The 23304-nt window shown below is 64.2% G+C and carries 19 protein-coding genes; 10 read left to right on the top strand and 9 right to left on the bottom strand.

The genetic code is table 11. The features are described 5' to 3' along the window. Nucleotide 1 precedes the first annotated feature (1 nt). The 3 genes from ABWY06_RS05790 to ABWY06_RS05780 all read right to left on the bottom strand — a co-directional run bounded on the left by ABWY06_RS05790 (nucleotide 2) and on the right by ABWY06_RS05780 (nucleotide 3767). Nucleotides 2-1741 (bottom strand): HesA/MoeB/ThiF family protein, encoded by a 1740-nt coding sequence (locus tag ABWY06_RS05790; RefSeq protein ID WP_353924610.1) that lies wholly within the window; start codon nucleotides 1739-1741, stop codon nucleotides 2-4. A 233-nt stretch (nucleotides 1742-1974) separates the two neighbouring features. After that, complete coding sequence (locus ABWY06_RS05785) at nucleotides 1975-2853, bottom strand: PAS domain S-box protein (protein ID WP_353924609.1); 879 nt, start codon at nucleotides 2851-2853, stop codon at nucleotides 1975-1977. A gap of 173 nt (nucleotides 2854-3026) precedes the next feature. Continuing rightward, nucleotides 3027-3767, bottom strand: a complete 741-nt coding sequence (locus ABWY06_RS05780; protein WP_353924608.1) for an RsiV family protein — start codon at nucleotides 3765-3767, stop codon at nucleotides 3027-3029. A gap of 212 nt (nucleotides 3768-3979) precedes the next feature. On the opposite strand from ABWY06_RS05780, the gene ABWY06_RS05775 reads away from it, so the two are divergent. The 9 genes from ABWY06_RS05775 to ABWY06_RS05735 all read left to right on the top strand — a co-directional run bounded on the left by ABWY06_RS05775 (nucleotide 3980) and on the right by ABWY06_RS05735 (nucleotide 13508). After that, on the top strand, nucleotides 3980-4618 hold the full coding sequence (locus ABWY06_RS05775; RefSeq protein ID WP_353924607.1) for an NUDIX domain-containing protein: 639 nt from the start codon (nucleotides 3980-3982) through the stop codon (nucleotides 4616-4618). Next, nucleotides 4609-5061: a DUF1249 domain-containing protein gene (locus ABWY06_RS05770; RefSeq protein ID WP_353924606.1), complete on the top strand. Its 453-nt coding sequence runs from the start codon at nucleotides 4609-4611 to the stop codon at nucleotides 5059-5061. The genes ABWY06_RS05775 and ABWY06_RS05770 overlap by 10 nt, the downstream gene beginning before the upstream one ends. A 170-nt stretch (nucleotides 5062-5231) precedes the next feature. Further along, a complete protein-coding gene (cpdA, locus tag ABWY06_RS05765) occupies nucleotides 5232-6047 on the top strand; it encodes a 3',5'-cyclic-AMP phosphodiesterase (RefSeq protein ID WP_353924605.1) in 816 nt (271 codons plus the stop codon). Between the two features lie 187 nt (nucleotides 6048-6234). Then, nucleotides 6235-6834, top strand: a complete 600-nt coding sequence (locus tag ABWY06_RS05760) for a YqiA/YcfP family alpha/beta fold hydrolase (protein ID WP_353924604.1) — start codon at nucleotides 6235-6237, stop codon at nucleotides 6832-6834. A gap of 150 nt (nucleotides 6835-6984) precedes the next feature. Then, nucleotides 6985-8880 (top strand): DNA topoisomerase IV subunit B, encoded by a 1896-nt coding sequence (gene parE, locus ABWY06_RS05755; protein ID WP_353924603.1) that lies wholly within the window; start codon nucleotides 6985-6987, stop codon nucleotides 8878-8880. Next, the gene (locus ABWY06_RS05750; RefSeq protein ID WP_502948151.1) at nucleotides 8880-9857 is read left to right on the top strand and encodes an esterase-like activity of phytase family protein; all 978 of its coding nucleotides are present in this window, start codon (nucleotides 8880-8882) and stop codon (nucleotides 9855-9857) included. Before parE ends, ABWY06_RS05750 begins: the two co-directional genes overlap by 1 nt. Then, complete coding sequence (locus tag ABWY06_RS05745; RefSeq protein WP_353924602.1) at nucleotides 9854-10366, top strand: retropepsin-like aspartic protease family protein; 513 nt, start codon at nucleotides 9854-9856, stop codon at nucleotides 10364-10366. Before ABWY06_RS05750 ends, ABWY06_RS05745 begins: the two co-directional genes overlap by 4 nt. Nucleotides 10367-10373: 7 nt before the next feature. Further along, nucleotides 10374-12632: a DNA topoisomerase IV subunit A gene (gene parC, locus ABWY06_RS05740; protein WP_353924601.1), complete on the top strand. Its 2259-nt coding sequence runs from the start codon at nucleotides 10374-10376 to the stop codon at nucleotides 12630-12632. Between the two features lie 171 nt (nucleotides 12633-12803). Beyond that, the gene (locus ABWY06_RS05735) at nucleotides 12804-13508 is read left to right on the top strand and encodes a PqiC family protein (RefSeq protein WP_353924600.1); all 705 of its coding nucleotides are present in this window, start codon (nucleotides 12804-12806) and stop codon (nucleotides 13506-13508) included. 27 nt (nucleotides 13509-13535) lie between these two features. On the opposite strand, the gene ABWY06_RS05730 is transcribed toward ABWY06_RS05735, so the two are convergent. Both ABWY06_RS05730 and ABWY06_RS05725 read right to left on the bottom strand, forming a co-directional pair. Then, complete coding sequence (locus ABWY06_RS05730) at nucleotides 13536-14078, bottom strand: metal-dependent hydrolase (RefSeq protein ID WP_353924599.1); 543 nt, start codon at nucleotides 14076-14078, stop codon at nucleotides 13536-13538. 115 nt (nucleotides 14079-14193) lie between these two features. Beyond that, nucleotides 14194-15765: an AhpA/YtjB family protein gene (locus ABWY06_RS05725; RefSeq protein WP_353924598.1), complete on the bottom strand. Its 1572-nt coding sequence runs from the start codon at nucleotides 15763-15765 to the stop codon at nucleotides 14194-14196. 208 nt (nucleotides 15766-15973) lie between these two features. On the opposite strand from ABWY06_RS05725, the gene serB reads away from it, so the two are divergent. Then, nucleotides 15974-17188 (top strand): phosphoserine phosphatase SerB, encoded by a 1215-nt coding sequence (gene serB, locus ABWY06_RS05720; RefSeq protein WP_353924597.1) that lies wholly within the window; start codon nucleotides 15974-15976, stop codon nucleotides 17186-17188. An 88-nt stretch (nucleotides 17189-17276) separates the two neighbouring features. Here the strand turns inward: serB and ABWY06_RS05715 are convergent, their stop codons facing one another. From ABWY06_RS05715 to ABWY06_RS05700, 4 genes are all read right to left on the bottom strand, one after another. Then, on the bottom strand, nucleotides 17277-19346 hold the full coding sequence (locus ABWY06_RS05715; RefSeq protein ID WP_353924596.1) for a GGDEF/EAL domain-containing response regulator: 2070 nt from the start codon (nucleotides 19344-19346) through the stop codon (nucleotides 17277-17279). A gap of 61 nt (nucleotides 19347-19407) precedes the next feature. Then, nucleotides 19408-21222, bottom strand: coding sequence for a cyclic-di-GMP receptor FimW-related protein (locus tag ABWY06_RS05710; RefSeq protein WP_353924595.1), 1815 nt, complete (start codon nucleotides 21220-21222; stop codon nucleotides 19408-19410). A 203-nt stretch (nucleotides 21223-21425) separates the two neighbouring features. Beyond that, nucleotides 21426-22295 carry an archaetidylserine decarboxylase gene (gene asd / locus ABWY06_RS05705; RefSeq protein ID WP_353924594.1) on the bottom strand — a complete coding sequence of 290 codons (870 nt, stop codon included), beginning with the start codon at nucleotides 22293-22295 and terminating at the stop codon, nucleotides 21426-21428. Nucleotides 22296-22335: 40 nt separating this feature from the next. After that, nucleotides 22336-23151 (bottom strand): rhodanese-like domain-containing protein, encoded by an 816-nt coding sequence (locus ABWY06_RS05700; RefSeq protein ID WP_353924593.1) that lies wholly within the window; start codon nucleotides 23149-23151, stop codon nucleotides 22336-22338. Between the last annotated feature and the right edge of the window lie 153 nt (nucleotides 23152-23304).

Here is a 23304-nt window from a genome sequence, read left to right as displayed (position 1 = left end):
CTCAAACCCCTATTTCCATGGTGTTTTGTGTTTTCATCAGGCGCAGCTGACTCAGGAAGTCTTCGCCGTCCAGGTCCAGCAGTTTTTCCACCACGTCCGCCCAGGCGTGGTCCAGGCGCGACAAGTCGAGCCAGAACGGAAACACCTCACGCCCCTGGTAGCGGTGGGCGTACAGGTGGTCGGCCGGAATGCACGCCGGCCGGGCCGGGAGAATGGTCGGGTTGAAGCCGAAGAGGCGCAGGTTGCGCAGCGTCACGTCGCGCTCACCATCGCCGACCATGGCGCTGATGCCGGAATGGGCGGCGGTGAGCAGCTTGCGGTAAGCGCTGAGCAACAACAGGCCGACCTTGGCGGCCAGCACCGGATCCTCGACGCTGGCCTTGGTGACGCGACCGATCTCTCGTACTTGCTCGACCGGCAGTGACTGCAATGCGTCGACGGCCTGGTAAAGGTCGCGGCCAAAGGCGGTTTCGACGCCAAACCAGGGGCGTTGGCTATCGTTGAACGTCAGGCCCTGGGCCAGTGGCGCCTTCAGTGTGGAGTAGGCCAGCAGCTGGTAGTTGGCCCTGCTGACCAGCACGATGTGCACGTCTTCGGCGGCCAGGCGTGATTCGGGTTCGGCGTGCAACTGCTGCAGCGCTGCGGTCCGTGGGTTGATAAATCCGACCTTGGCGTAGTGCACAAAGGCGAACCGCAGCAGCTGGCGGGTCAAGGCCGGCTCCAGGCGGTCATGGGGGATGGCGAAGGTATACAGGCCGGCGCGCTCGTCGATCAGCCAATCGCCGTAGCGGCTCAGGTCCTTGAGCTGGGGTGGCTGGTACTGGGCCACGGAACGGTCGAGGAAAAACGCGTCCGGCTTGCCGGGCGGTTGTTGCCGCCAGCGGGCCAGGCCCTCGCGACCCGCGTCCAGCTGGCGTTGCTGGGCAGCCTCGTCGCGCAGCCGAATCAGCTCCCAGACATCCAGATACACCGCATGCCGCACCGGCTTGCGGTTGATCAGGTCGATGATCAGCGCGGTGGCCAGGGTGCCGAACAGGTGGGCGGCGATGCCCAGTTGCGAGGTGTAGTCCTTGCCGGCCTGGTGCCGGTCGAGCTCGGCGTACATCTCCAGGGGAATGCATTGGGTGGGGATCAGGAAGGTGCAGGCCTGCAGCGGGTCCAGCGTGGCGATTTGTTCGGCACTCAGTTGGCCGTCCAGCACGCGCAGTTCTTCATTGCGGTAGTCGAAGATTGGAATGTATTGCGCTGCCGCCATGTCATAGCCGCAAACCACGGGTTTGCGTTGGCGTTGGCAGACCTGGTGCAACAGGAACTTCATTTCCAGGCCGGCGCGGCCGGTGACGTCCACCGCGTCGACTACCACATCGGCTTGCGCAACCAAGGCTTCGACGTTGTCCGGGGTGATGCCATGGCCGTGGGTCTGCAGTTCCAGGTAAGGGTTGATCTGCAGGATCCGCTCGGCGAACACCTGCACCTTGGAACGGCCCACATCGTTGTGCACCATGTTCTGGCGATTGGCGTTGTTCAGGTCGTAACTGCCGTTGTCCACCAGGATCAGGCGTTCGGCGCCGCTGCGTACCAGCAGCTCGATCACGCTGCCGCCGGTGGAGCCGCAGCCGGCGATCAAAATAACCGCGTCGCGCAGCCCCTGTTGTTCGGCCTCTTCGATAAAACCGGCATTGCGTAGTGTCAGCTCCCGGTAGTACTCCGTACGCCCCAGGGTTGTCTGTGCATCGGTCATTTTAATAGTCCTTCATCACCGCAGCTGAATGGAGCGCGCATCCTATTCAGCGTTTTAATGGCACAACAAGGACCAGCGACAAACGTTTGTCATTAATTTTGTTATTATTAAATCATTGATATATATAGCTTTTATTTATTTTGCATGCGCGAAATCGGGACGAAAAAAAACCTGCTCGCCCTTTTTTGGGGCTTGCAGGTTTTTTTGGCGGGAGCCTTGGGGGGTGTTTGTTGTCAGCTCACAAGTTTATGAAGATTGGGTGGTACCTGGGCCAATTCCCAGAGAAAACTGTCCAGTTTGAAGGTGGCCGTGCGAATCTGGCCCTCGATTTGTTGCAGCTCCCGGCTGACTTCCTGAAAGCGTTGCTCGCGGCGCACCGCCGCCAGGGCGTCGTTGATGCGCTCGGGTTGCGAGCCGATGTATTCGCGGATGCGCTTGCCTTCCCGTTGCGGGCGGATCAGGTAAAGGTAACGCTGCAAATGCCAGTAGGGCGTTGCCGCCACGCGCGGACAGGTTTCCAGTGCCTGGTACTCGTCCAGCAGGTTGACGCGCAATGCCTTGAGGCTGTCCAGCTGAGTGGTGATGCGCTCCACTTTGGTGCCCAGGTGCTCTTGATCCTGCACCTTGTCGACATGCACCTGGCGATGGGTCAGGTCCGTGATGCTGAGCATGCTGCCGCGCGGTTGGCTATCGGCGCTGGGAATGGACGTCGCGGTCATCTGCACCCAATAGATGCGGCCCTGTTTGGACAGGATGCGCAGGGAGTGACGGGTCGCCGTGTCGCCGGGCAGCGGTTGGCAGAGTGCGGCTTCACTCAGCTCGGTGGAGAGCAAGCGGCCCACGGGTTGGCCGATGACTTCCTCCATCTGGTAGCCGGTCATTTGCAGCATAAAGGGGTTCATATAGGTGATGCGGCCCATCGGGTCGATCACCAGCAGGCCGTCCTGGGCCAACTCGACGATGTTCTGGTAACAGCGGGTGCTCTGGTCGCTGTAACAGCTGGCGACCTGAAGGCCGGGTGGCGAGCTGAAGGCCGAGTCGGTGAAGGACACCGGGATGTCCGTATCGGGCGTGTACTGGTGTAACAGACTGATGAGCTCAGAAGCCCTCATCGCTGCACCTCCATGTGTGATTGATATCTGACCTGTACCAGGTCCCGCCGCGAGTATAGCGGCACTTTCTGACTACGAAATACCGCAATTCCCGAGCGGTTGGCCACTCGTCCGAAGCCTGTCGCGGCCTGCGCCCGGGGTCCGTTCCGGGCTTGGCTACGCGAACTGCGCACTCATATGGGGTGCGGGAAAAACTCGGGTTTGAGGATGCCTTTGAGGCGGGCGTAAGGCACTTTCAGTTCGGGGTGGCCCATGGCGTACGGCGCGATGCTATAGACATCGTACTTCAGGCTCAGCGCGCCTCGGGTCAGGGCGATATTGGGGCTGCGCTGGAACGGCCAGTTGCCGGTGAACGCGCTGTCCTGGTCGAGTTTCTCGGCCTTGAGCCAGGCTTGATGGGCCAGTTGTACGGCGCTCCAGAACGCCTCCTCCTGCCCTGGTAGCAGCATCTGCTGCAGGCTCAGCACCTGCTGCCGGGACCGCTGGTAGTTGAGGAATCCCCGCCCTGGCATGCCGTGGGCACCGCCGGTGGCCAGGTAACTGGACAGCTCGATGATCACCAGGTCGTCATGCTGCTCGCGTACCTTGGCTTGCAGATAGCTGCTCCAGCCTGCCTCGGCGTGGCTGAGGAACTGCTGTTCGTAGGCGCGCAGCGAGGGGGGCAGCGGTGCTTTGGGCGTGTCACGGGTCATGGTGAGCAGCGCTTGCTCTGTCAGGGCGGTCAGGGTCGGGTCGTCGGGGAAGGTCAGGGTGTCGATATTGACCAGTGGGCAACTGTCGCCCGCGCAGCCGGGCTGTTTTTGCTCCCATGCCGTGCGGTGCGCGGCGACCGGTGCGGGGCCGCCAGGCACGCCTTGGCAGGCGCTCAATAGCAGGACCAGGGTGCTCAGGGCAAAAAGCGGATAAGACGGCATGGAAGTCCTTGATACGGGCGGTGGTGCGCGAGTAAGCGGCTTGGACTGCGCGTGGCGCCGGGAGTTCGCCGGGCTCGGTGCGGTTCGAGTGCCGGTTATCCTGGCAGCCTCCAACGAATCAGGAAAGGGGCTGCGGCCGGCGCAGGGGCGCGTTAGGATGATACCAACCCAGGACCCGAGGGGTCCTTAAAGCGCAAATCAGTGAGGCGTGCATGGCTGAGTCCTTTTCCCCTGTTGCCCAAACGCTCGACGCTGGGCCCAAACGCGTCGATGTGGTCGAGCGGGAGAATTGCTTTCGCGGCTTCTATAAGCTCGATCGGTTGCACCTGCGCCACCAGCTGTTCGCCGGAGGCATGGGGCCGCTGATCAGTCGCGAACTTTTTGTGCGCCACGATGCGGTCTGTGTGCTGCCTTACGATCCGCAGCGTGACGAGGTGGTGATGATCGAGCAGTTTCGCGTCGGCGCCATGGACAAATGTGCCAACCCTTGGCTGATCGAGTTGGTGGCGGGGCTGATCGACAAGGACGAGCAGCCGGAGGAGGTCGCCCACCGCGAAGCCGAGGAGGAAGCCGGTTTGAGCTTCAGCGCGCTGTTGCCCATCACCGCCTATTTTCCGTCGCCGGGGGGCAGTAATGAGTTCGTCCACCTTTACCTGGGGCGCTGCGTCAGCAGCGGGGTCGGTGGCATTCACGGGCTGCCGGAGGAAGGTGAGGATATCCAGGTCCATGTCTGGCCCTTTGCACGGGCCTTGCAGGCCATGGCCGACGGCCGGATTAACAACGCCGCGAGCATCATCGCCTTGCAATGGCTGGCGTTGAACCGCGACCAGGTGCGGGAGGCTTGGGTGTGAACCTGTTGCGCGAACGCTACCGGGTCGACCTGCGCGAGCTGCAGGCTGCCTGCGAGGCGAACTACGCGCGGCTGTTGCGCCTGCTGCCGGACATGCGTGGCGCCCAGGGCACGCGCCGGGTGGCGCTGAGCCAGGGCGAGCATCGGTGGGGCGTGTTGGTTCTGGATGTGTTGGAAAACTGCCCCTACACCACCACGTTGCAGGTGCGACAGGAGCATAGCCTGCCCTGGCTGCCGGTGCCGCAGTTGGAGGTGCGGGTGTATCACGATGCGCGGATGGCTGAGGTGATCGGTGCTGAAAACGCCCGGCGCTTTCGCGGCATCTATCCCTACCCCAACGCCGCCATGTACCAGCCGGATGAAAAGACCCAACTGAACCTGTTTCTTGGAGAATGGCTTAGCCATTGCCTGGCCTGCGGCCATGAGCTGGAACCGGTCCGCTAGGGGGGCTCTATCCCGTCGCTTACGGCGAGGTGGCTTGCGCAGAACCACCGGTGCCCCACGGGCCTTCCCGTATCCCAGAAGCTCAACTGTGACCTGTGTCCGTTTCTCGACTTTACCCTGAGGCGTTTAAGCCACCATAATTCATAAGATTCTGTCCCTAGGAGACGGCCTTGCCGAGCTCGCCCCTTTCTCTCGCCGATGACGCGGTGCTGCTGGTGCAGTTGTCCGACAGTCATTTGTTCGCCGCGGCGGATGGCAGACTCCTGGGCATGGATACCCAGGACAGCTTGCAGCGGGTGATCGAGCGGGTGCTCGAGGAGCAGCCGAAGGTCGACCTGATGCTAGCCAGCGGTGACCTGTCGCAGGACGGTTCGCTGGCTTCCTACGAGCGCTTTCGCAGCCTGACGGCGGCCATCCCGGCGCCGGCGCGCTGGTTCCCGGGCAACCACGACGAGTTGCCGGCCATGCAGGCCGCCTGTGCCGGAAGCGACCTGCTGGAGCCGGTCATCGATCTGGGTGGCTGGCGCATCGTCCTGCTCGACTCCTCCATTCCCGGTGCGGTGCCCGGTCATTTGGCCGAAGCGCAGTTGCAGTTGCTGGAGCAAGCACTCAGTACGGCGCCCGAGCGTCATCACCTGATCTGCTTTCACCACCATCCGGTGTCCATCGGCTGTCGCTGGATGGCGCCGATCGGATTGCGTAACCCCGATGCGCTGTTCGCCGTGCTGGATCGCTTTCCTCAGGTACGAGCGCTGCTGTGGGGGCATATCCACCAGGAATTCGACCAGCAGCGCCAAGGCGTTCGTCTGCTGGCCTCGCCGTCCACGTGTGTGCAGTTCGCCCCGGGCAGCGAGGAATTTCAGGTCGACACCGAGTCGCCGGGCTACCGCTGGTTGCGCCTGCACGCCGATGGGCGTCTGGAAACCGGGGTTTCCCGGGTCACCGGTATCCATTTCGACGTGGATTACACCATCAAGGGCTACTGAGGTGGTCTCGGTGGCTGAGCGCCGTGCTCCGCTTTGCAGTTGTGTCCACAGGTCCTAGGCTATCCGGCGTTGAATTCAGTCTCAAACTGCTGATTTACTCCGTGTAAACTCCGCCTTTGCGACGGATTTCGCCTTGTCTAGCCGTCACTCGCTACCTTTTCAACGGCTTGCCGAAGGAGCCGCCCGCGTGCCCGCTGATCGCCCTTGTTTGCTGTATCTGCACGGTTTCAATAGTTCGCCCAGCTCCCAGAAAGCGCGTCAGCTAATTGAGCTGTTCGCCGCCCAGGGTTGGGCCAGCCAATTGCAGGTGCCCGCGTTGCATCATCACCCGCGCCAGGCCATGGCCCAGCTCGATGCGGCGATCAGCGCCCTGGGACGGCCAGTGCTGGTCGGCAGTTCCTTGGGCGGCTACTATGCGACCCACTTGGCCGAGCGTCATGGTCTGAAGGCCTTGCTGATCAATCCCGCCGTAAGCCCGCACCGCCTGTTCGACGGTCGCCTGGGGCCGCAGTGCAATCTGTACAGTGGCGAACGCTGGACCCTGACGGCCGATCATGTGCAGGCCCTGGCCGAGCTGGAAGTACCACCGCCGCAGGATCCGCTGCGCTATCAAGTGTGGCTGCAGACGGCTGATGAAACACTCGATTATCGCCAGGCCCAGGCCTACTACCAGCGCTGTGCGCTGCGTATCCAGGCCGGTGGTGATCACGGTTTTCAGGGGTTTGCCGAGCGCCTGCCGGCCTTGCTGGCCTTTGCCGGGTTCCGCCTGCCGGCCGTAACGGTGTGACAAGGGCGGTCCGTTTCGGATCCAGTTTGGCAAGACGCTGCCCCGCATGCGATGTACAGAAATGAGGAGAGACCTTTTGGTGATTGCAGATCAGCGGGGACCGACGCAGCGCCGGGGCGACCCGGTCGCACGACGGACAGGGCCCGCCGCATGAGTGCCGGTTCCTATAACGCCGATGCCATCGAAGTACTGTCGGGGCTCGATCCGGTGCGCAAGCGCCCGGGTATGTACACCGACACCAGCCGGCCCAACCACCTGGCTCAGGAGGTCATCGATAACAGCGTCGACGAGGCCCTGGCGGGTCACGCCAAGTCGGTGCAAGTGATTCTGCATGAAGACAACTCCCTTGAGGTCAGTGACGACGGGCGGGGCATGCCGGTGGACATCCATCCCGAGGAGGGGGTGCCCGGTGTCGAACTGATCCTCACCAAGCTGCATGCCGGTGGCAAGTTTTCCAACAAGAATTACCAGTTTTCCGGCGGCCTGCATGGCGTCGGCATATCGGTGGTCAATGCGTTGTCGACCCAGGTCATAGTGACGGTCAAGCGCGACGGCAGCGAATACCAGATGAGTTTCGCCGACGGTTACAAGGCCAGCGACCTGGCGGTGGTCGGTACGGTCGGCAAGCGCAATACCGGCACCAGCGTGCACTTCTGGCCGGACGTCAAATATTTCGATTCGCCGCGGTTCTCGGTCAGTCGCCTCAAACATGTGCTCAAGGCCAAGGCGGTGCTCTGTCCGGGCCTGGCGGTGAGTTTCGAGGACAAGGCCAGTGGCGAAAAGGTCGAATGGCACTACCAGGATGGTCTGCGCTCCTACCTGGTGGACGCCGTGGCCGACAGCCTGCGGCTGCCCGACGAGCCGTTCTGCGGCAGTCTGGCGGGCAACAAGGAAGCCGTGGATTGGGCGCTGTTGTGGCTGCCCGAGGGCGGTGACAGCGTCCAGGAAAGTTATGTCAACCTGATCCCGACTGCCCAGGGCGGCACCCATGTCAATGGCCTGCGCCAAGGCCTGCTGGACGCCATGCGCGAGTTCTGCGAGTTCCGCAGCCTGCTGCCGCGGGGGGTCAAGCTGGCGCCCGAGGATGTCTGGGAACGGATCGCCTTTGTCCTGTCGATGAAAATGCAGGAGCCGCAGTTTTCCGGCCAAACCAAGGAGCGCCTGTCGTCCCGCGAGGCCGCCGCCTTTGTCTCCGGCGTGGTCAAGGATGCGTTCAGCCTCTGGCTCAACCAGCACCCGGAGCTGGGTTTGCAGCTGGCCGAGCTGGCAATCAACAACGCCGGGCGACGTCTCAAGGCCGGCAAGAAGGTCGAGCGCAAACGCATCACCCAGGGCCCGGCGCTGCCCGGCAAGCTGGCCGACTGCGCCGGCCAGGACCCGATGCGCTCGGAGCTGTTCCTGGTCGAGGGTGACTCCGCCGGCGGTTCGGCCAAGCAGGCGCGGGACAAGGAGTTCCAGGCCATCCTGCCGTTGCGCGGGAAGATCCTCAATACCTGGGAAGTGGACGGCGGGGAGGTGCTGGCCAGTCAGGAGGTGCATAACATCGCGGTGGCCATCGGTGTCGACCCTGGCGCCGCCGACCTGACCCAGCTGCGCTACGGCAAGATCTGCATCCTGGCAGACGCGGACTCCGACGGCCTGCACATCGCGACCTTGCTGTGTGCCCTGTTTGTGCGTCATTTCCGTCCGCTGGTGGACGCCGGTCATGTCTATGTGGCCATGCCGCCCTTGTACCGCATCGACCTGGGCAAGGAGATTTTCTACGCTCTGGACGAAGGTGAGCGCGACGGCATATTGGAGCGCCTGGTGGCGGAAAAGCGTCGCGGCAAACCCCAGGTGACCCGTTTCAAGGGGCTTGGTGAGATGAACCCGCCGCAACTGCGGGAAACCACCATGGACCCCAATACTCGGCGTCTGGTGCAGCTGACCCTGGAGGACTTCGCCATGACCGAGGAACTGATGGACATGTTGCTGGCGAAGAAACGCGCCGGTGACCGCAAGAGCTGGCTGGAGTCCAAGGGTGACCTGGCGGAGGTGCTGGCCTGATGCGTTGGCTGCTGGCGGCGCTGCTGCTGGCCGCGCCGTTCGGCGCCTGGGCCCAGCTCGAGTCGCTGCGGCTGCTGGAGGACCGTGCGGTGGACGGGATCGCGGCCGGCAACCTGTCGGGCCTGGCCTGGTGCGACGGCGCGCTCTGGGCGCTGTCTGACCGCGAGGACGATCGGCTCTACCGCCTGGAGGCGGGTGCGATCAGCTGGCTGGCGCAGGTCGAGCGCTTCGCCGCGCCGCCGGCACCGGCCAGTGGCTCACCTTGGGGGCTACGAACGGTAAACCGGGTCAATGGCCTGTTTCGCGGCGGTCAGCTGGATTTCGAAGGCCTGACCTGCGATGCGGCCGGCAACCGCTACCTGGCCAGCGAGACGGCCCTGGGGGTGCTGCGCCTGCCGCGGATCGGCGAGCCACAGTGGTTAACCCTGCCCGCTACCCTGACACGCCAGGCCCGCGCCAGTGGCCTGTTGCTGCACTTCAACGCCGGTTTCGAAGGGCTGGCCATCGACCCCGCGGGCGAGCGCCTGTGGTTGGCCGCGGAGCGTCAGCGCCGCGGCTTGTTGCAACTGCGCAGCGAGCAGGACCGCTGGCAGTGTGACGAGCGCTGCGTGCTGCTCAGCGAAGGCGGTCGGGAGCAGGGGCCCGCCGCGTTGGGGGGGCGCCGGCAGCCGCGGGATTTTTCCGCCCTGGCCTGGTTCGACGACAAACTCTTCACCCTGGAGCGTCTGGCCCATACCGTCTGCCGGCGCTCCGTGCAGACCGGTGCGGTGGAGCGTTGCTGGTCGTTCGCCGATACCGCGTTGAGCGAGACGCGCAGTTACCACCAACCCCATGGCACGGCTGAAGCCCTGTGGGTGGACGCCGAGGGCGCCTGGATCGGCCTGGATAACGGCGGCCATGCGCGTGCCGATGGGGACGTGCGGCCCTTCGTCTGGCGCTTCGCCGCGCCGGTCGCGGGCTGGGGCGCGGCGTTGTGAGCGCGCCCGGCAAGCTGGCGGGGCGGCTGTTCTGGATTCTCGCCTGGGTCGCCGCGCTGGGCTTGGCGACCCTGTTCCTGGGGCGCTGGGAGCAGGCCCGGCATAACCCCAACGCTTCGCCCGAGTCAATTCGGGGCGAGGGGTACAGCGAGGTGCGTCTGCTGGGCAATCCCCAGGGGCATTACCTGCTCGATGGCCGGATCGACGGCCAGCGGGTGACCCTGATGCTTGACACCGGTGCCACCGATATGGCGATTCCGGGTGAGTTGGCCGCGCGCCTGGGGCTCGCGTCCGGCGCCGAAGTCGAAATCAGCACCGCCAATGGCAGCGCCGCGGCTTACCGCACCCGGGTGCGGCAGCTGCAGCTGGGCGCGATCCGCCTGGACGACGTGACCGCCCTAATCGTCCCCGGCATGGACGGCGATGAGGTGCTGCTGGGCATGAGTGCCTTGAAACAACTCGAATTTACTCAGCGCGACGGCACCCTGGTGCTGCGCCAGACCCCATGAGAGTCCCATGAGCGATACCCTCGACCTCAGCCTGGATGGCGTAGAACGCCGTTCCCTGGCTGACTTCACCGAACAGGCCTACCTGAACTACTCCATGTACGTGATCATGGACCGCGCCTTGCCACATATCGGCGATGGCCTCAAGCCGGTGCAGCGGCGCATCGTCTACGCCATGAGCGAACTGGGACTGGACGCCGACTCCAAGCACAAGAAATCGGCGCGCACGGTGGGCGATGTGCTCGGCAAGTTTCACCCCCACGGTGATTCGGCGTGTTACGAGGCCATGGTGTTGATGGCCCAGCCGTTCAGTTACCGCTACACCCTGGTCGATGGCCAGGGCAACTGGGGCGCGCCGGACGACCCGAAGTCCTTTGCCGCCATGCGTTACACCGAGGCGCGGCTTTCCCGTTACTCGGAAGTCCTGTTGACCGAACTGGGTCAGGGCACCGCGGACTGGGTGCCGAACTTCGATGGCACCCTGGACGAGCCCGCGGTGCTGCCGGCGCGCCTGCCGAACCTGCTGCTCAACGGCACCACCGGAATCGCCGTGGGCATGGCCACTGACGTGCCGCCCCACAACCTGCGGGAAGTCGCCAGCGCCTGCGTGCGCTTGCTGGATGAACCCGGCGCCACGGTGGAACAGCTGTGCGAGCATGTGTTGGGCCCGGACTACCCCACCGAGGCGGAGATCATCACGCCGCGCGCCGACCTGCTGAAGATCTACGAAACCGGCAAGGGCTCGGTGCGCATGCGCGCGGTGTACCGCATCGAGGATGGCGACATCGTGGTCACTGCCTTGCCGCACCAGGTCTCGGGGGCCAAGGTGCTGGAGCAGATCGCCGCGCAGATGCAGGCCAAGAAGCTGCCGATGGTCGCCGACCTGCGCGACGAATCGGACCATGAGCACCCCTGTCGCATCGTGATCATCCCGCGCTCCAACCGCATCGACCTGGACGAGCTGATGCAGCACCTGTTCGCCACCACCGAGTTGGAGTCGAGCTACCGGGTCAATATCAATATCATCGGCCTGGACAACAAACCCCAGGTCAAGAACCTGCGCAGCCTGCTGAGCGAGTGGTTGACCTTCCGCATCGGCACCGTGCGCCGACGCCTGCAGTTTCGCCTGGACAAGGTGGAGAAGCGCCTGCGGTTGCTGGAAGGTTTGTTGATCGCCTTCCTTAACCTGGACGAAGTGATCCATATCATCCGGACCGAGGATCAGCCCAAGTCCGTGCTGATGGCGCGCTTTGGCCTGAGCGAGGAGCAGACCGACTATATCCTCGACACCCGGTTGCGCCAGTTGGCGCGGCTGGAAGAGATGAAGATCCGCGGCGAGCAGGAAGCCCTGGCCAAGGAGCAAGCCAAGCTGCAGGCCCTGCTGGGCAGCGAGAAGAAACTGAAGAACCTGGTGCGCAGCGAACTGATCGCCGATGCCGAGACCTATGGTGATGCTCGGCGCTCGCCCATCGTCGCCCGTACTGAGGCACGGGCGCTGTCGGAAACCGAATTGCTGCCCACCGAAGCGGTCACCGTGGTGATTTCCGAGAAAGGCTGGGTGCGCTGCGCCAAGGGCCATGAGATCGATGCCACCGGCCTGTCCTACAAGGCCGGTGACGGTTACAAGACCGGCGCGCCGGGGCGCTCCAACCAGTTTGCGGTGTTTATCGATTCCAGCGGGCGCAGTTATTCCCTGGCGGCCCACTCCCTGCCTTCGGCCCGCGGTCAGGGTGAGCCGCTGACCGGGCGGCTGACGCCGCCACCGGGGGCCAGTTTCGAATGGGTGCTGCTGCCCGAGGACGATGCACTCTATGTGCTGGCCTCCGATGCCGGATACGGTTTCGTGGTCAAGGGCGAGGACTTGCAGGCCAAGAACAAGGCCGGCAAGGCTTTGCTCAGCCTGCCCACCGGGGCCCGGGTGATGGCGCCACGGCCCCTGGCACGACGAGAGGAGGACTGGTTGGCGGCGGTGACCAGCGAGGGGCGGCTGCTGCTGTTCAAGGTCAGCGACTTGCCGCAGTTGAGCAAGGGCAAGGGTAACAAGATCATCGGTATCCCGGGCGAGCGGGTCGCCAGTCGCGAAGAATACCTGACCGACCTGGCTGTGCTGCCCACGGGTGCCACGTTGGTGTTGCAGGCCGGCAAGCGCACGTTGTCACTCAAGCCCGACGATCTGGAGCACTACAAGGGCGAGCGTGGCCGGCGCGGCAACAAGCTGCCGCGCGGTTTCCAGCGCGTCGACGGCTTGTTGGTGGAGGCCCTCGGTTAAGGCCGGTGGACGGTTCGCCGTCGTTCAGGGTGGGGAAGGCTGGAGTCATGCGACGGATTGGCGGATGATACGCCGCCGCGTTGGCGTGGGGCCTGCGCCTGGTGCGTGGTTGGGATGTCGGGCCGCCGTTGGCGGCCCCGGAGCAGGACCGAAAACAGGGTGAAGACAGTCATGATACGAAGTCGCCTTTCCCTCTTGGCGCTGCTGCTGGGAGTGCTCGGGCTGGTTGGCTGTACCGCTTACCAGCCGGTGCCCCTGTACCAGCTGAGCGGTGGCGAAGTCGGTGTGCCGCAGCAGGCCGAAGGGCTGGCGCTGGTGTTGGGGCCGGTTTCGGTGGCGGATTACCTGCAGCGCGAAGCCTTGTTGCAGCGCCAGCCCGATGGCAGCCTGGTGGCTACGACAGATGCCAGTTGGGCCGGCAATCTGGCGGCGGATATCGACCAGCAGATCTTGCGCCAGCTGGCCTGGCGGTTGGACAGCCAGCGACTGGTGCTGGCGCCGGCACCGAGCGGTTTTGTCCCGCAGTTGCAGGTACTGCTGAGCATTACCCGGCTGGATTCCGGCCCCCAGCATCCGGCGGTGCTCGAGGCGCAGTGGCGCGTGCTGGACAAGGCCGGGCAGTTGCGCGCGAGCCGCCTGGTGCGGATCGAGGAGCCTCACCAGGCGGCGATCGCCGACCAAGTGCGGGCTCAGAGCGTGGTGCTGCAGCGCCTGGTGGAGCAACTGGCGCAGGCGATCGTACCGTTGGCCAGTTCGGTGGTGGCCGAGGTGCCGGTCAAGCCGGCGCCGGCCCGTCCCCGGCAGCGGGCGACGCCACCGTCGCAGGCACCGCTGGCCGAGCCGGTGCGTAACAACCTAGAGGTGTTTCGTTTCTAACCCCTGTCCGGAACCCGGTAGCGCCCGTCAGTAGGGGTTTTGCCGGGGCCCGATCCAGCGCCGCAGGCCCAGGCCGGCGGCAGCCAGCAGCAGGCAGGGCAACCACACCCAGCGTACCTCGGACAGCAGCACGGCCAGCCCGCGTGTGCTGAAAAAACCGTTGATAAAAGGCGACACCTGAATCGGTCGCCACGGCATGAAGTAGCGCTCGTGGTGCCAGGGCCAGGCGAAGGCGACTCCCAGGCCGCCATTGGTCAGGGCGTCGAGCGCGCCGTGTGATGCGCAGGCGAGAAAGCCCCACAGGCCGGCTTTCAGTGGCCCCGTGCGCAGCAGGCGGCTGCCCAGTGCCAGCAGCAGGCCACAGGCGGCGGCAAACAGCAGGGAATGGCTGGCGCCGCGATGGCCCCAAGGGTCGGCATAGGCGATACCCAGCTTGAAGGCCAGCACATCGGCGTCCGGCAGGCAGGCCAGCAGGGCGCCCGCCAGCATCAGCCGGGGCCCGATGATGCGGCTGCCCAGCGCCAGTCCCAGGGCCAGTATCGGCAGTGGGTGGCTGATCAGGGTGGTCATGGATGCCCAGGGCCTGCGGGGGCACGGTACGGCAGTATTGGCTCGGGCAAGCGACGCGACTCCTGCCCGATCTCGCCCTCCTGTGGCGGCTGGCGCGGCCGTGTGCCCTGTGTCATCAGGCCCTTGGGGTTTCGTGCATGCGTGCGAGCTGGCGCTCCAGCAACGACGGATAGGGCTCCAGCAGGCGCTCGACGCAGCACGCGCCTTCCGGGCTGGCGATGGCGCGAATGCGCACGCGCTCGCGCAACAGTGGGTCGTCACCGATGCTGCGCTCGACCAATAGCAGATTGCGGCTGTGCTGCGAGAGCGCCAGTGCATCCTGGGCGGTGTCGCTGAGCAACAGGTCGCCCTGGCTGAGCTGAAGCAAGTCTTGCCCTTGGGTCAAGCCCAGTTGCAATTGCAGGGTAATGCCACTGTCGGCCACTTCGATTTGCAGGGCATGACCCAGCGCGCGCATCAGTTCGCCGCAGCAGAGGGCGTGGGTCAGGTAGTCCGCGCCGCTGTCGCGGCTGTGGAACAGCATCAGGCTGCTGCCGTCCTTGAGGGTATGCAGTTCGCCTTGGTACAGCGCCGCCGCTTGATCCAGGCAGTCGCGATAACGCTGCAGCAGGTCCATCAGGCGCAGCCGCGGCAGGCGGCGCAGCTGTTCCTGGGCGCCCAGTTGGATCGCCAGCACGGCGCTGCGTTGTGGCTCACCGGGTATGGCGGGCGCATGCACTGGTCGAGTGATGACCGGCGGCACCTCGACGATCGGCGCCGGCAGGGGGTCTTCGAACTCGTGGCGCAATTCGGCGAAGGGGTCGTCATCGTCGCCCAGGGCGGGGGACGGTCTACGCGGAAGGGGAGCTTCGAGCGGTGCATCGAACGAGGGGTCGCGCAGGTCGCGAATCTCGAACCCTGGGTCGTCGTCACTGCCTTCGAGCTCAAGGGGCGCGTCCGTCTCCTCCTCGAACGCACTGGCGTCCAGTTCGGACGGCTGTTCGACCTCAGGCCTGGGTGGCACCAGGCGCGTTTGCAGCTGACGCGCCAAGTCACCGATCTCGTCCTGGCGGGCGGCCCCGGGCGCCGGGTCGTCCGGGTCGCGCAACCAGAGGCGCAGCTCCATCAGCGGGGTGGAGATGTATCGCCCCAGGCGCATGCTCAGCGACAGCGTCAGGGCCAGCAGGATCAGGCTGAGCAGCCCCATGCTCTGCAGGCTGATGGTCATTGGCTGCTGGAACTGTTGCATGTCCAGACTCAGGCGCAGGTGGCCGGCAATCACTTCCTGAAAGGTGATGGGGGTCGAATACAGCCCCTCCGCTTCGCCGAGCAAGCCCTGTTTGGGGCGCGCGCCCGCCTCGGCGAGAATGCGGTTGTCCACGCTATAGAGTGCGGCATGGGCCACCAACGGATTCTTCACCAGATTATTAAGTAGGACATTGAGGCTGAGAATATCGTTGGACACCAGCAGCTCGGTGGCCGAGGACGCTGTTTGCACAATCAGGCTCTGACCCAATGCGTCGGCTTGCTGCTGCATCGCCTGCTTGAACTGCATGCCGATGACCCAGGCATAGATCAGCAACGCCAGCGCCACCAGCAACAGGCTGTGGCTGGCGATGCGCAGGACCAGGGGCACGCGGCGCTGGCGCAGTGCGTGGAAGATCAGCAGGAAGACGTTATCGGGTTTGACGGGCGCAGGCCGGTTCACAGGGCTCGGCTCTTCTAGAATGGAGTTGCCGCGCAGTATACGGAACGCGCCACCACGGATGAAGGCTTGAAGCGGTAAAGCGGGACGAAAAGCCGGGCCGTGGTCGGGATTGCACGCCGCCGCGGGCAGATCGACACCGGCGCAAGAGGGTAGCCGTGCCGGCACAAGCAGGTAGAATGGCCGCCTTCTTTATCCTGGGAGGTGCGCTTTGCGCGAAATCGTCCTGATCAACATCACTGGCGAAGACCGGCCCGGCCTGACGGCCGCCATCACCGGCGTGCTGGCGCAAGGGGGGGTCAATATCCTCGATATTGGCCAAGCGGTCATTCATGACACCCTGTCGTTCGGCATCCTGGTGGAGATTCCGGGGGCCGAACAGGCCTCGCAGGTGCTCAAGGATGTGCTGTTCACCGCCTACAAGCTCGATCAGCAAGTGCGCTTCACGCCGGTGTCCGAGGCGGATTACCGGCAGTGGGTGAGCGGGCAAGGCAAGCCCCGGCATATCGTCACCCTGTTGACGCGCAAGGTCACGGCCGAGCAACTGCAGCGGGTCAGCGCGATCACCGCCAAATATGCCTTGAACATCGATCACATCGACCGGCTTTCCGGGCGCATGCCGCTGGATACGCCGGCCGAACTCAGCAAGGGCTGCATTGAGTTTTCGGTGCGTGGCGAACCTGCCGATCCCATCGCCTTGCGCGCGGAATTTCTCCGCGTAGCCCAGGAGTTGAATGTCGATATCGCCTTCCAGCAGGACTCCCTGTACCGGCGCAATCGTCGGCTGGCCGTGTTCGACATGGATTCCACGTTGATCGAGGCCGAGGTCATAGACGAACTGGCCAAGGTCGCCGGTGTTGGCGAGCAAGTGGCTGAGATCACCGAGCGGGCGATGCGTGGCGAGCTGGATTTTCGCGCCAGTTTCAAGGAGCGCCTGGCACTGCTCAAAGGGCTGCCCGAAGCGGCGCTGGTCCAGGTCGGGGCGTCCCTGCGCCTGACCGAGGGGGCGCAAACCCTGTTCGCCGAGCTCAAGCGGCTGGGCTACAAGACGGCGATCCTGTCAGGCGGCTTCAGTTACTTCGCCGAGCAATTGCAGGTAAAACTGGGTATCGATTACGTCTTCGCCAACGAACTGCAGATTATCGATGGGCGGGTCACCGGCGTGGCGCTGGAGCCTATCGTCGATGCACAGCGCAAAGCCGATCTGCTGCGCGACCTGGCGGCGCGCGAGGGGCTCAGCCTGGAGCAGACCATCGCCGTGGGGGATGGGGCGAATGACTTGCCGATGTTGGCGATTGCCGGCCTTGGCGTGGCGTTTCGCGCCAAACCGCTGGTCAAGCAGTCGGCCAAGCAGGCGATCTCGACCCTGGGGTTGGACGGTATCCTCTACCTGCTGGGCTGCCGCGACCGCGACGGCCAGGTCTGAACGGGGCGCACGCCGCTGTCCTGGCGTGAGCGCCAGAGCAAAAAAACCGCCGGTAGGCGGTTTTTTTACGACTCCGAGGGCTGCAGCGTTATTCGTCTCCCGCAGAGAAGTCGTAGTCCATCGATTGGCTGGGCCCTTGCAGGTAGTAGCCCTGGATATAGTTGACGCCGGCTTGCCAGAGAGTCGCCAGCACGCTGGCGCTTTCGACGTAGGGCACGATCGTCAGCTTCGCCTGGGCGTGCAGGCTGTCGAGCAGGGTCTTCAGCGCTTCCTGGTTCTCCGCCTGGGTCAGGTCCTGGGAGAACGAGCCGTCGACTTTGACAAAGTCGATGCTCAAGTGCTTCAGGGTGTTGAATGGGTTGAGCGAGCAGCCGAACTGGCTCAGTACCACCTTGCAGTGCAACTGCGCCAAGCCCTGGGTCAGTGCCTTGGCCTGTTTCAGGTAGGCAATGGCGTCCGGTTCGCTGAGCTGGAACGCCAGGGCGTCGGAGGGCAGGCGGGCAGCCTTGAGCGCCACGCTGAGCCAGGGCAATAGGGTCTGGTCCTGCAGGCTGGCGCTGGACAGGTGGACGAACAGGCAGGTCTGATGGCCTTTGCTGCGATGATCGGCGAGCAGCTTTATCGAGTTGAGGATGACCCAGCGGTCGATCTTCTCTGCCAGGCCGGCATCCATCGCCGCCGCGAGGAACTCGATGGGCGGCACTTCCTGGCCTTGGCCGTTGACCATTCGCAGCAGCACTTCGTAATGCTCATGGCTGTCGCCACGCAGGCTGATGATCGGCTGAAAGAGCAGGCGGAAGCTGTTGTTCTCCAGGGCCTGCTGCACCATCGCGACCACGTTGCCGCGATTGGCCGCTGCCGCCAGTTCGTCGGCCGGGTTGAAGATCTTCAGGCCGTTGCCATCGCCCAATTCGTCGGCGCTGCGATGGGCGCGATCGACCACTTCCTGGGCTTTCGGGGTTTTTTCGTTGAGGCCGGCCAGGCCGATCGACAGGGTGGTCTGGATGGTCCGGCCGCTGACATCGAACAGGTGCCCTTCGACTTTCTTCAGCAGGCTGACCATGGCCGGTTGCGCTTTCTCGGGTGTCAGGCCGGGCTGCAGTACACCGAAAACGTCGTCGCCGAAGCGCGCCAGTTGCGCGTCGCTGTCGAAGTGGCTGCGCAGCAGGTTGGCCAGGTCGGTGAGCAGCAGGTCGATGCCTGCCAGGCCAATCCCTGCCAGCAGGCTGGAATAGCGGTCGAGGCGTATATAGGCCAGGCTCGATGGCAGCCCGGCATTGACCGCGCGCTCGGCGGCACTGTCCATCAACTCCAGGAAGTAACTGCGATTGAACAACCCGGTCACCAGGTCCTGGCTGCTGATTTCGCGCAGGCGCTCTTCCAGTTCCGCATTGCTGGTTTCAGCGCGGATCACCACCTGGATACAGGGTTCGCTGTCATAGGTGGCTGGGGAGAAACTCATGCGCGCGACGAAGTCCTGACCATCGGCCTTCAGGCCGTTGCAGGTGAGCTCGGCGTTGCCGTCGGTGCCATGGTAGTTTTTCAGGAAGTCCTTGAAGCTCGCCTGATCGCTCGGGGCGATCAGGTCGATCATCGGCATGCCCTCGAGCTCGTCGGCGTCCTGGTAATCAAAAAGCTCCAGATAGGCGCGGTTGGCGTAGATGTGCATGCCATCGTGGACATAGGTGATGGCATCGACCGAGCTGTCGAGCAGCAACTGGCAGCGTTTCTCGGTCTCGCGCAATGCCACCTCGGCCGCGCGGCGCGCGCGGCGTTCCTCCAGATTGGCCAGCTCGCGGTTGGCGACCAATACCAGGCGCTCGTCTTCACCTTGCGGGAGGGCATCCTGGGCACCAAGAGTCAAGGCCTCGGTAATGGCGTCGGAATCGTTGCCCTCGGTCAGTTGGATAAACGGAATATCCTTGGCCTGACGGCGAATGGCCGTGATCGCTTCATTGGGGTCAAGGTTTTCGCTGCTGGGGGCTGCGATCATCAGGTCCCAGCTCTGCTGCAGCGCATTGGCCAGGTCATCGCTGGACGTCAGCCGGTGCACGCGAGTGGCGCGGCCGGAATTGCGAAACAGGCTGACGAGGCGTTCAGCCTCGTTTTGCGAGTCTTCGAGAATCAGAAGCCTGATGGTTTTCTTTTCGAGGGCCATGGCGGGTACTTAGACTGCGCCGAACGGGCGCGAAAAGGCGACAAATGGGAGTTCTGGCAATCTACAGCGACTTCCAGAGTGAGTCAAAGTCTTCCTCGCCCGCTTCACCAGCGCTTGCTGGAGCTGTGACGGGTTTCCCGGCCACGGGCTCCGGCTGCTCGTCTACGCTGCGGTATTCGAACTGATTGAAGCTGCCCGTGCTGGTTTGCCGGTGGCTTAAAATCGCCCGCTGTTCCTTGCCCCCCAGATTCACCAACACCTTGTTGCCTTCTTGGAAGGGCAGGCGCGGGGTAATCACGGTTGCTGGCCTGGAGATGGCGTTGATCGCCGGTAGCAGCAGGGCGCGCAGCATCTGGCTGTTTTGTTCGGCCTTGCGCAGCAATTGCAGCCCGCAGGGCTGCGCATAGGGTGCAACCAGTTCGATGCCCATCTGCGTGCCGCCCCCACGGACCTGGCGAATCCAGCGTACCAGCGCGACACTCCAGCCTTGTTCCGGACTGTCCTGGATGCCGAGCAATTCACCCGCTTGCAATTGACTGGGCACCTCTTTGGGCCAGGACAGGCAATAGCCTCCGGGACTGTGGTTGACAATCGGCAGCACGAAGGTCGGCATGCTCTCTACGGCAGCGCCGTCGTCCGGGTCGGAAGTCTTGCCGGGCGCGTGGTTGTATTGAATCTCCTCGAAGGGCAGGCCATTTTCCCAATTCGTAACGGGTTGGGCGTCGAACGCGTTCGACCACACATCCGGCCCGCCGGAGATACCGGACTTGAATACCGCGGCCTTGGTTTTTTCCGGGCTACGCAACACCTCGTTGAAGCTTTTGCGTCCCGCGAGAAAGTAGTGCAGGGCCGACATGCCAATACACAGCGTCAGGCTGCCCTGGCCCGGGTTGCGCTGGAAGGTCCGTTCGGAAATGTCACCCCAGGCCGAACTCAGGTGCTGCAGCAGGTCCAGGCTGAAACCTTCGGGAACCAAGAGCTGGGATTTGCTGCGTGTCTCGGCGGGCATTGCCAGGTAGTCATTGAGCGCGTCGACCAGGCGCTGGGGGTCGATCCCCAGCAGGTTTGGCAGTTCCGCATCCTGAAACAGCGACTTGTAGCGCGGCGGACCATCAACCTGGGGCGGTACGGCAAATAGGCTGGAGGCCTCGGTCGCGGCCTGCAAGGTGACCAGCGCACTCCAAGGCTCGAGGATCTCGGCCAGGCGTGCGATACCGTTCTGGCGCATCTGGTTGCAGCGGGCGCAGCCGAGCAGGAGCGCCACCAGGTAGGTTTGCTCGACGCTCAGCCCGGGCGTGTGCAGCGCCAGGGTGTCACGCACCACGACCTGCTGCAGGTTGCGCTCGCGTGCCAGTTGATAGAGTTGGTGTAACTCCAGCCACAAACCCTCAGGCACCGGACAATAAAGTTGACTGGCCCGTATCAAGGGGCCGCACAAGCAGTGCGTGGCTCGCTGCAGGGCCGCGGTCAGCAAGGGGGAGCGGTCACGCACCGGGCGGACGGCCTCCTGGGCGATGATCAGCTTGTAGCCCACCGCCAAATGGTTCTGCAGGGCCTGGCACAGGTTGGCCACCTTGCGCGGGCGTTCGTCGAGCACAATGGCCTGGTTGAGGAAATGCCGCTCCAGGTGCTTGCAGACGAAATAGACCTCGGAGCGCAGCAGTTCCAGCAACTGCAGGCGATTGTCCGCAGGCGTCACCAGCTGATTGAGTTCCACCAGGCTCTGGTAGAGCTGGCGCGCCATTTCCCCCAGATTGGCCTTGGGCAGGCCGGCTATCCAGCGTTTCAGGTCGCGGGGGCTGGGCTCGCAATAGGACAAGCTTTGCTGAGTCGGGGTCGGAACGCGCAGCAGCAAGTGCGGGCTGTGTTTTTCCATGTAACTCGGATGCTCCAACGGCGCAGGGGGGTCAAGCGAGCTGCCTGTTTTTCTCGGTGTCACTGCAGGTTAGGGTTTCCCCTACTCTAGCAGCATCCCGGCGGCCCCGCCGCCAGTCGTGCCAGCGACGCATGCTGGCTGGCAAGCGTGCAGCTTGGACCGGGGGCAAGGCCGATACGTTCAGTCGCGATGCCCTCTGGGCATCAGCTGTGCGCCTGGCCGAGCGCCTGGCCCATGCGCACAGCGCTGCCCGCGCCGAGGTTGTTATGCCAGGCGACCTGGTCCGGACCGAACAGTACGATGGCGGTCGAACCCAGCTTGAAACGACCCAGCTCAGCCCCTTTGGCCAAGGTAATGGGCGCCCGTGCGGCTTCGTCGTAGCGCAGGGTCTTGAGGCTGCGCTTGGGTGGCGTCACCAGTCCCGCCCAGACGGTTTCGATGCTCGCCACTATCATGGCGCCGACCAGGACGACCGCCATCGGTCCGCGCTCGGTATCGAACAGGCAGACCACGCGTTCGTTGCGGGCGAACAACCCAGGGACGTTTTCGGCGGTGGTCTGATTGACCGAGAAGAGCCGGCCCGGCACATACACCATCTCGCGCAGTGTGCCGGTCAGCGGCATGTGCACCCGATGGTAGTCCTTGGGCGACAGGTACACGGTGGCGAAGGTGCCGCCGAGAAAGGCCTGCGCCCGCTGGCTGTCGCCGCCCAGCAATTCTTGCGCGGTAAAGCTGTGGCCCTTGGCCTGAAACAGCCGTCCGTGCTCGATGGCGCCCAGCTGGCTGATGGCGCCGTCCGCCGGGCACAGCACTGCGCCCGGGCTGTCATCCAGCGGTCGGGCACCGTCCTTGAGGGCTCGGGTAAAAAAAGCATTGAAGTGTTCGTACGCGTGCAGGTCCTCGACCAGGGCTTCGCGCATATCGACCTGGTACTGCTGGGCGAACCAGCTGATCAGGCGATTCTTGAAACCGCTGATTCGGCAGTCGGCGGCATAGCCGATCAGTCGAGAGAGCAAGTGGTGGGGCAGCAGGTATTGGCTGAAGATGAACAGCCGCTGTTTGAGAGTGGTCATGGCGTGGGTTCGTCAGTGGCTGGCGGGGAAGGTGTCGCGTTCAATGTTCGATCGGTGAGTCGGGGTGATTGCCCCATTCCGACCATGAACCTGCATAGCCCTTCACCCGCGGGTAACCCAGCGCCTTGGCGACCAGGTAGGTAAAGCCGGAGCGGTGATGGCTGTGGCAGTGGGTGATGATCTCCTTGTCCGGGCTAATGCCCAACTGTTCGAGCAGGGGCAGCAGGTCCTGGCGCAAGCGCAGCTGGCGCGCCGGATCCATCGCCAGGGTCCAGTCGAGATTGACCGCCCCCGGCACGTGGCCGCCACGGGCGGCCAGGACTTTCTCGCCGCGGAATTCGGCGGCTGTGCGGGCATCCCAGATTGCCAGGTCGGTGGCTCCCAGGCGGCTCAGCAGGTACTCTCGGCTGGCCGTTGGCGCGTCGTCCAACTGCAGCGTCACCGGGCCGTCCGCGCTGGCCGGTACCGCCGTGGCGAGTGGCAACTGCTGGGCCAGCCAGGCAGGCAAGCCGCCATTGAGGTAGTGGTAACGGTGATGGCCGATCACATCCAGCAGCCAGATAAAGCGACCTGCCCAGCCACCGCCCTCATCGTCGTAGACCACGTAGATGGCGTCCGCGCGGTGCCCCAGTTCGCCGAACAGGGTCTCCAGTTGCGCCAGCGGCGGTAACAGACCGGGTGCTGGCGGCGCGCCGAGCTGGGTGCGTTTCGGGTCGACGAAGCGGGCTCCAGGTAGGTGGCCTTCGGCATAACGGGCGCTGCTGGTCAGGTCGACCAGGATCAGTTCGGGACTGTCCAGGCGGGTTGCCAGGTCGCCCGGTTCGATCACCAGGGGCAGGCTTGAGAAGGCGGACATGCAATAGGCCTCGCAGGTAACAAGGCTGCCGATTGTAGCGGAAAGCTCAGCGTCCGCGTTTGGCAAAACTGGCCAATGCCCGCTCGATGCATTGCACGGTTTTACCGAAGGCCTGCAGACTGACCTCGCTCAGCGGCGCGCCCTCCTGGTCGG

The organism is Pseudomonas sp. (genome assembly GCF_040514055.1).
Lineage (GTDB): Bacteria > Pseudomonadota > Gammaproteobacteria > Pseudomonadales > Pseudomonadaceae > Aquipseudomonas.
The sequence above is the reverse complement of the archived record's forward strand: the minus strand, read 5'-3'. Positions and strand labels throughout refer to the sequence as shown.

Coding starts and splice junctions, on each gene's coding strand:
- ABWY06_RS05790 (WP_353924610.1), bottom strand. CDS start 1,741: ATGACCGATGCACAGACAACCCTGGGGCGTACGGAGTACTACCGGGAG.
- ABWY06_RS05785 (WP_353924609.1), bottom strand. CDS start 2,853: ATGAGGGCTTCTGAGCTCATCAGTCTGTTACACCAGTACACGCCCGAT.
- ABWY06_RS05780 (WP_353924608.1), bottom strand. CDS start 3,767: ATGCCGTCTTATCCGCTTTTTGCCCTGAGCACCCTGGTCCTGCTATTG.
- ABWY06_RS05775 (WP_353924607.1), top strand. CDS start 3,980: ATGGCTGAGTCCTTTTCCCCTGTTGCCCAAACGCTCGACGCTGGGCCC.
- parE (WP_353924603.1), top strand. CDS start 6,985: ATGAGTGCCGGTTCCTATAACGCCGATGCCATCGAAGTACTGTCGGGG.
- ABWY06_RS05750 (WP_502948151.1), top strand. CDS start 8,880: ATGCGTTGGCTGCTGGCGGCGCTGCTGCTGGCCGCGCCGTTCGGCGCC.
- parC (WP_353924601.1), top strand. CDS start 10,374: ATGAGCGATACCCTCGACCTCAGCCTGGATGGCGTAGAACGCCGTTCC.
- ABWY06_RS05735 (WP_353924600.1), top strand. CDS start 12,804: ATGATACGAAGTCGCCTTTCCCTCTTGGCGCTGCTGCTGGGAGTGCTC.
- ABWY06_RS05730 (WP_353924599.1), bottom strand. CDS start 14,078: ATGACCACCCTGATCAGCCACCCACTGCCGATACTGGCCCTGGGACTG.
- ABWY06_RS05715 (WP_353924596.1), bottom strand. CDS start 19,346: ATGGCCCTCGAAAAGAAAACCATCAGGCTTCTGATTCTCGAAGACTCG.
- ABWY06_RS05710 (WP_353924595.1), bottom strand. CDS start 21,222: ATGGAAAAACACAGCCCGCACTTGCTGCTGCGCGTTCCGACCCCGACT.
- asd (WP_353924594.1), bottom strand. CDS start 22,295: ATGACCACTCTCAAACAGCGGCTGTTCATCTTCAGCCAATACCTGCTG.
- ABWY06_RS05700 (WP_353924593.1), bottom strand. CDS start 23,151: ATGTCCGCCTTCTCAAGCCTGCCCCTGGTGATCGAACCGGGCGACCTG.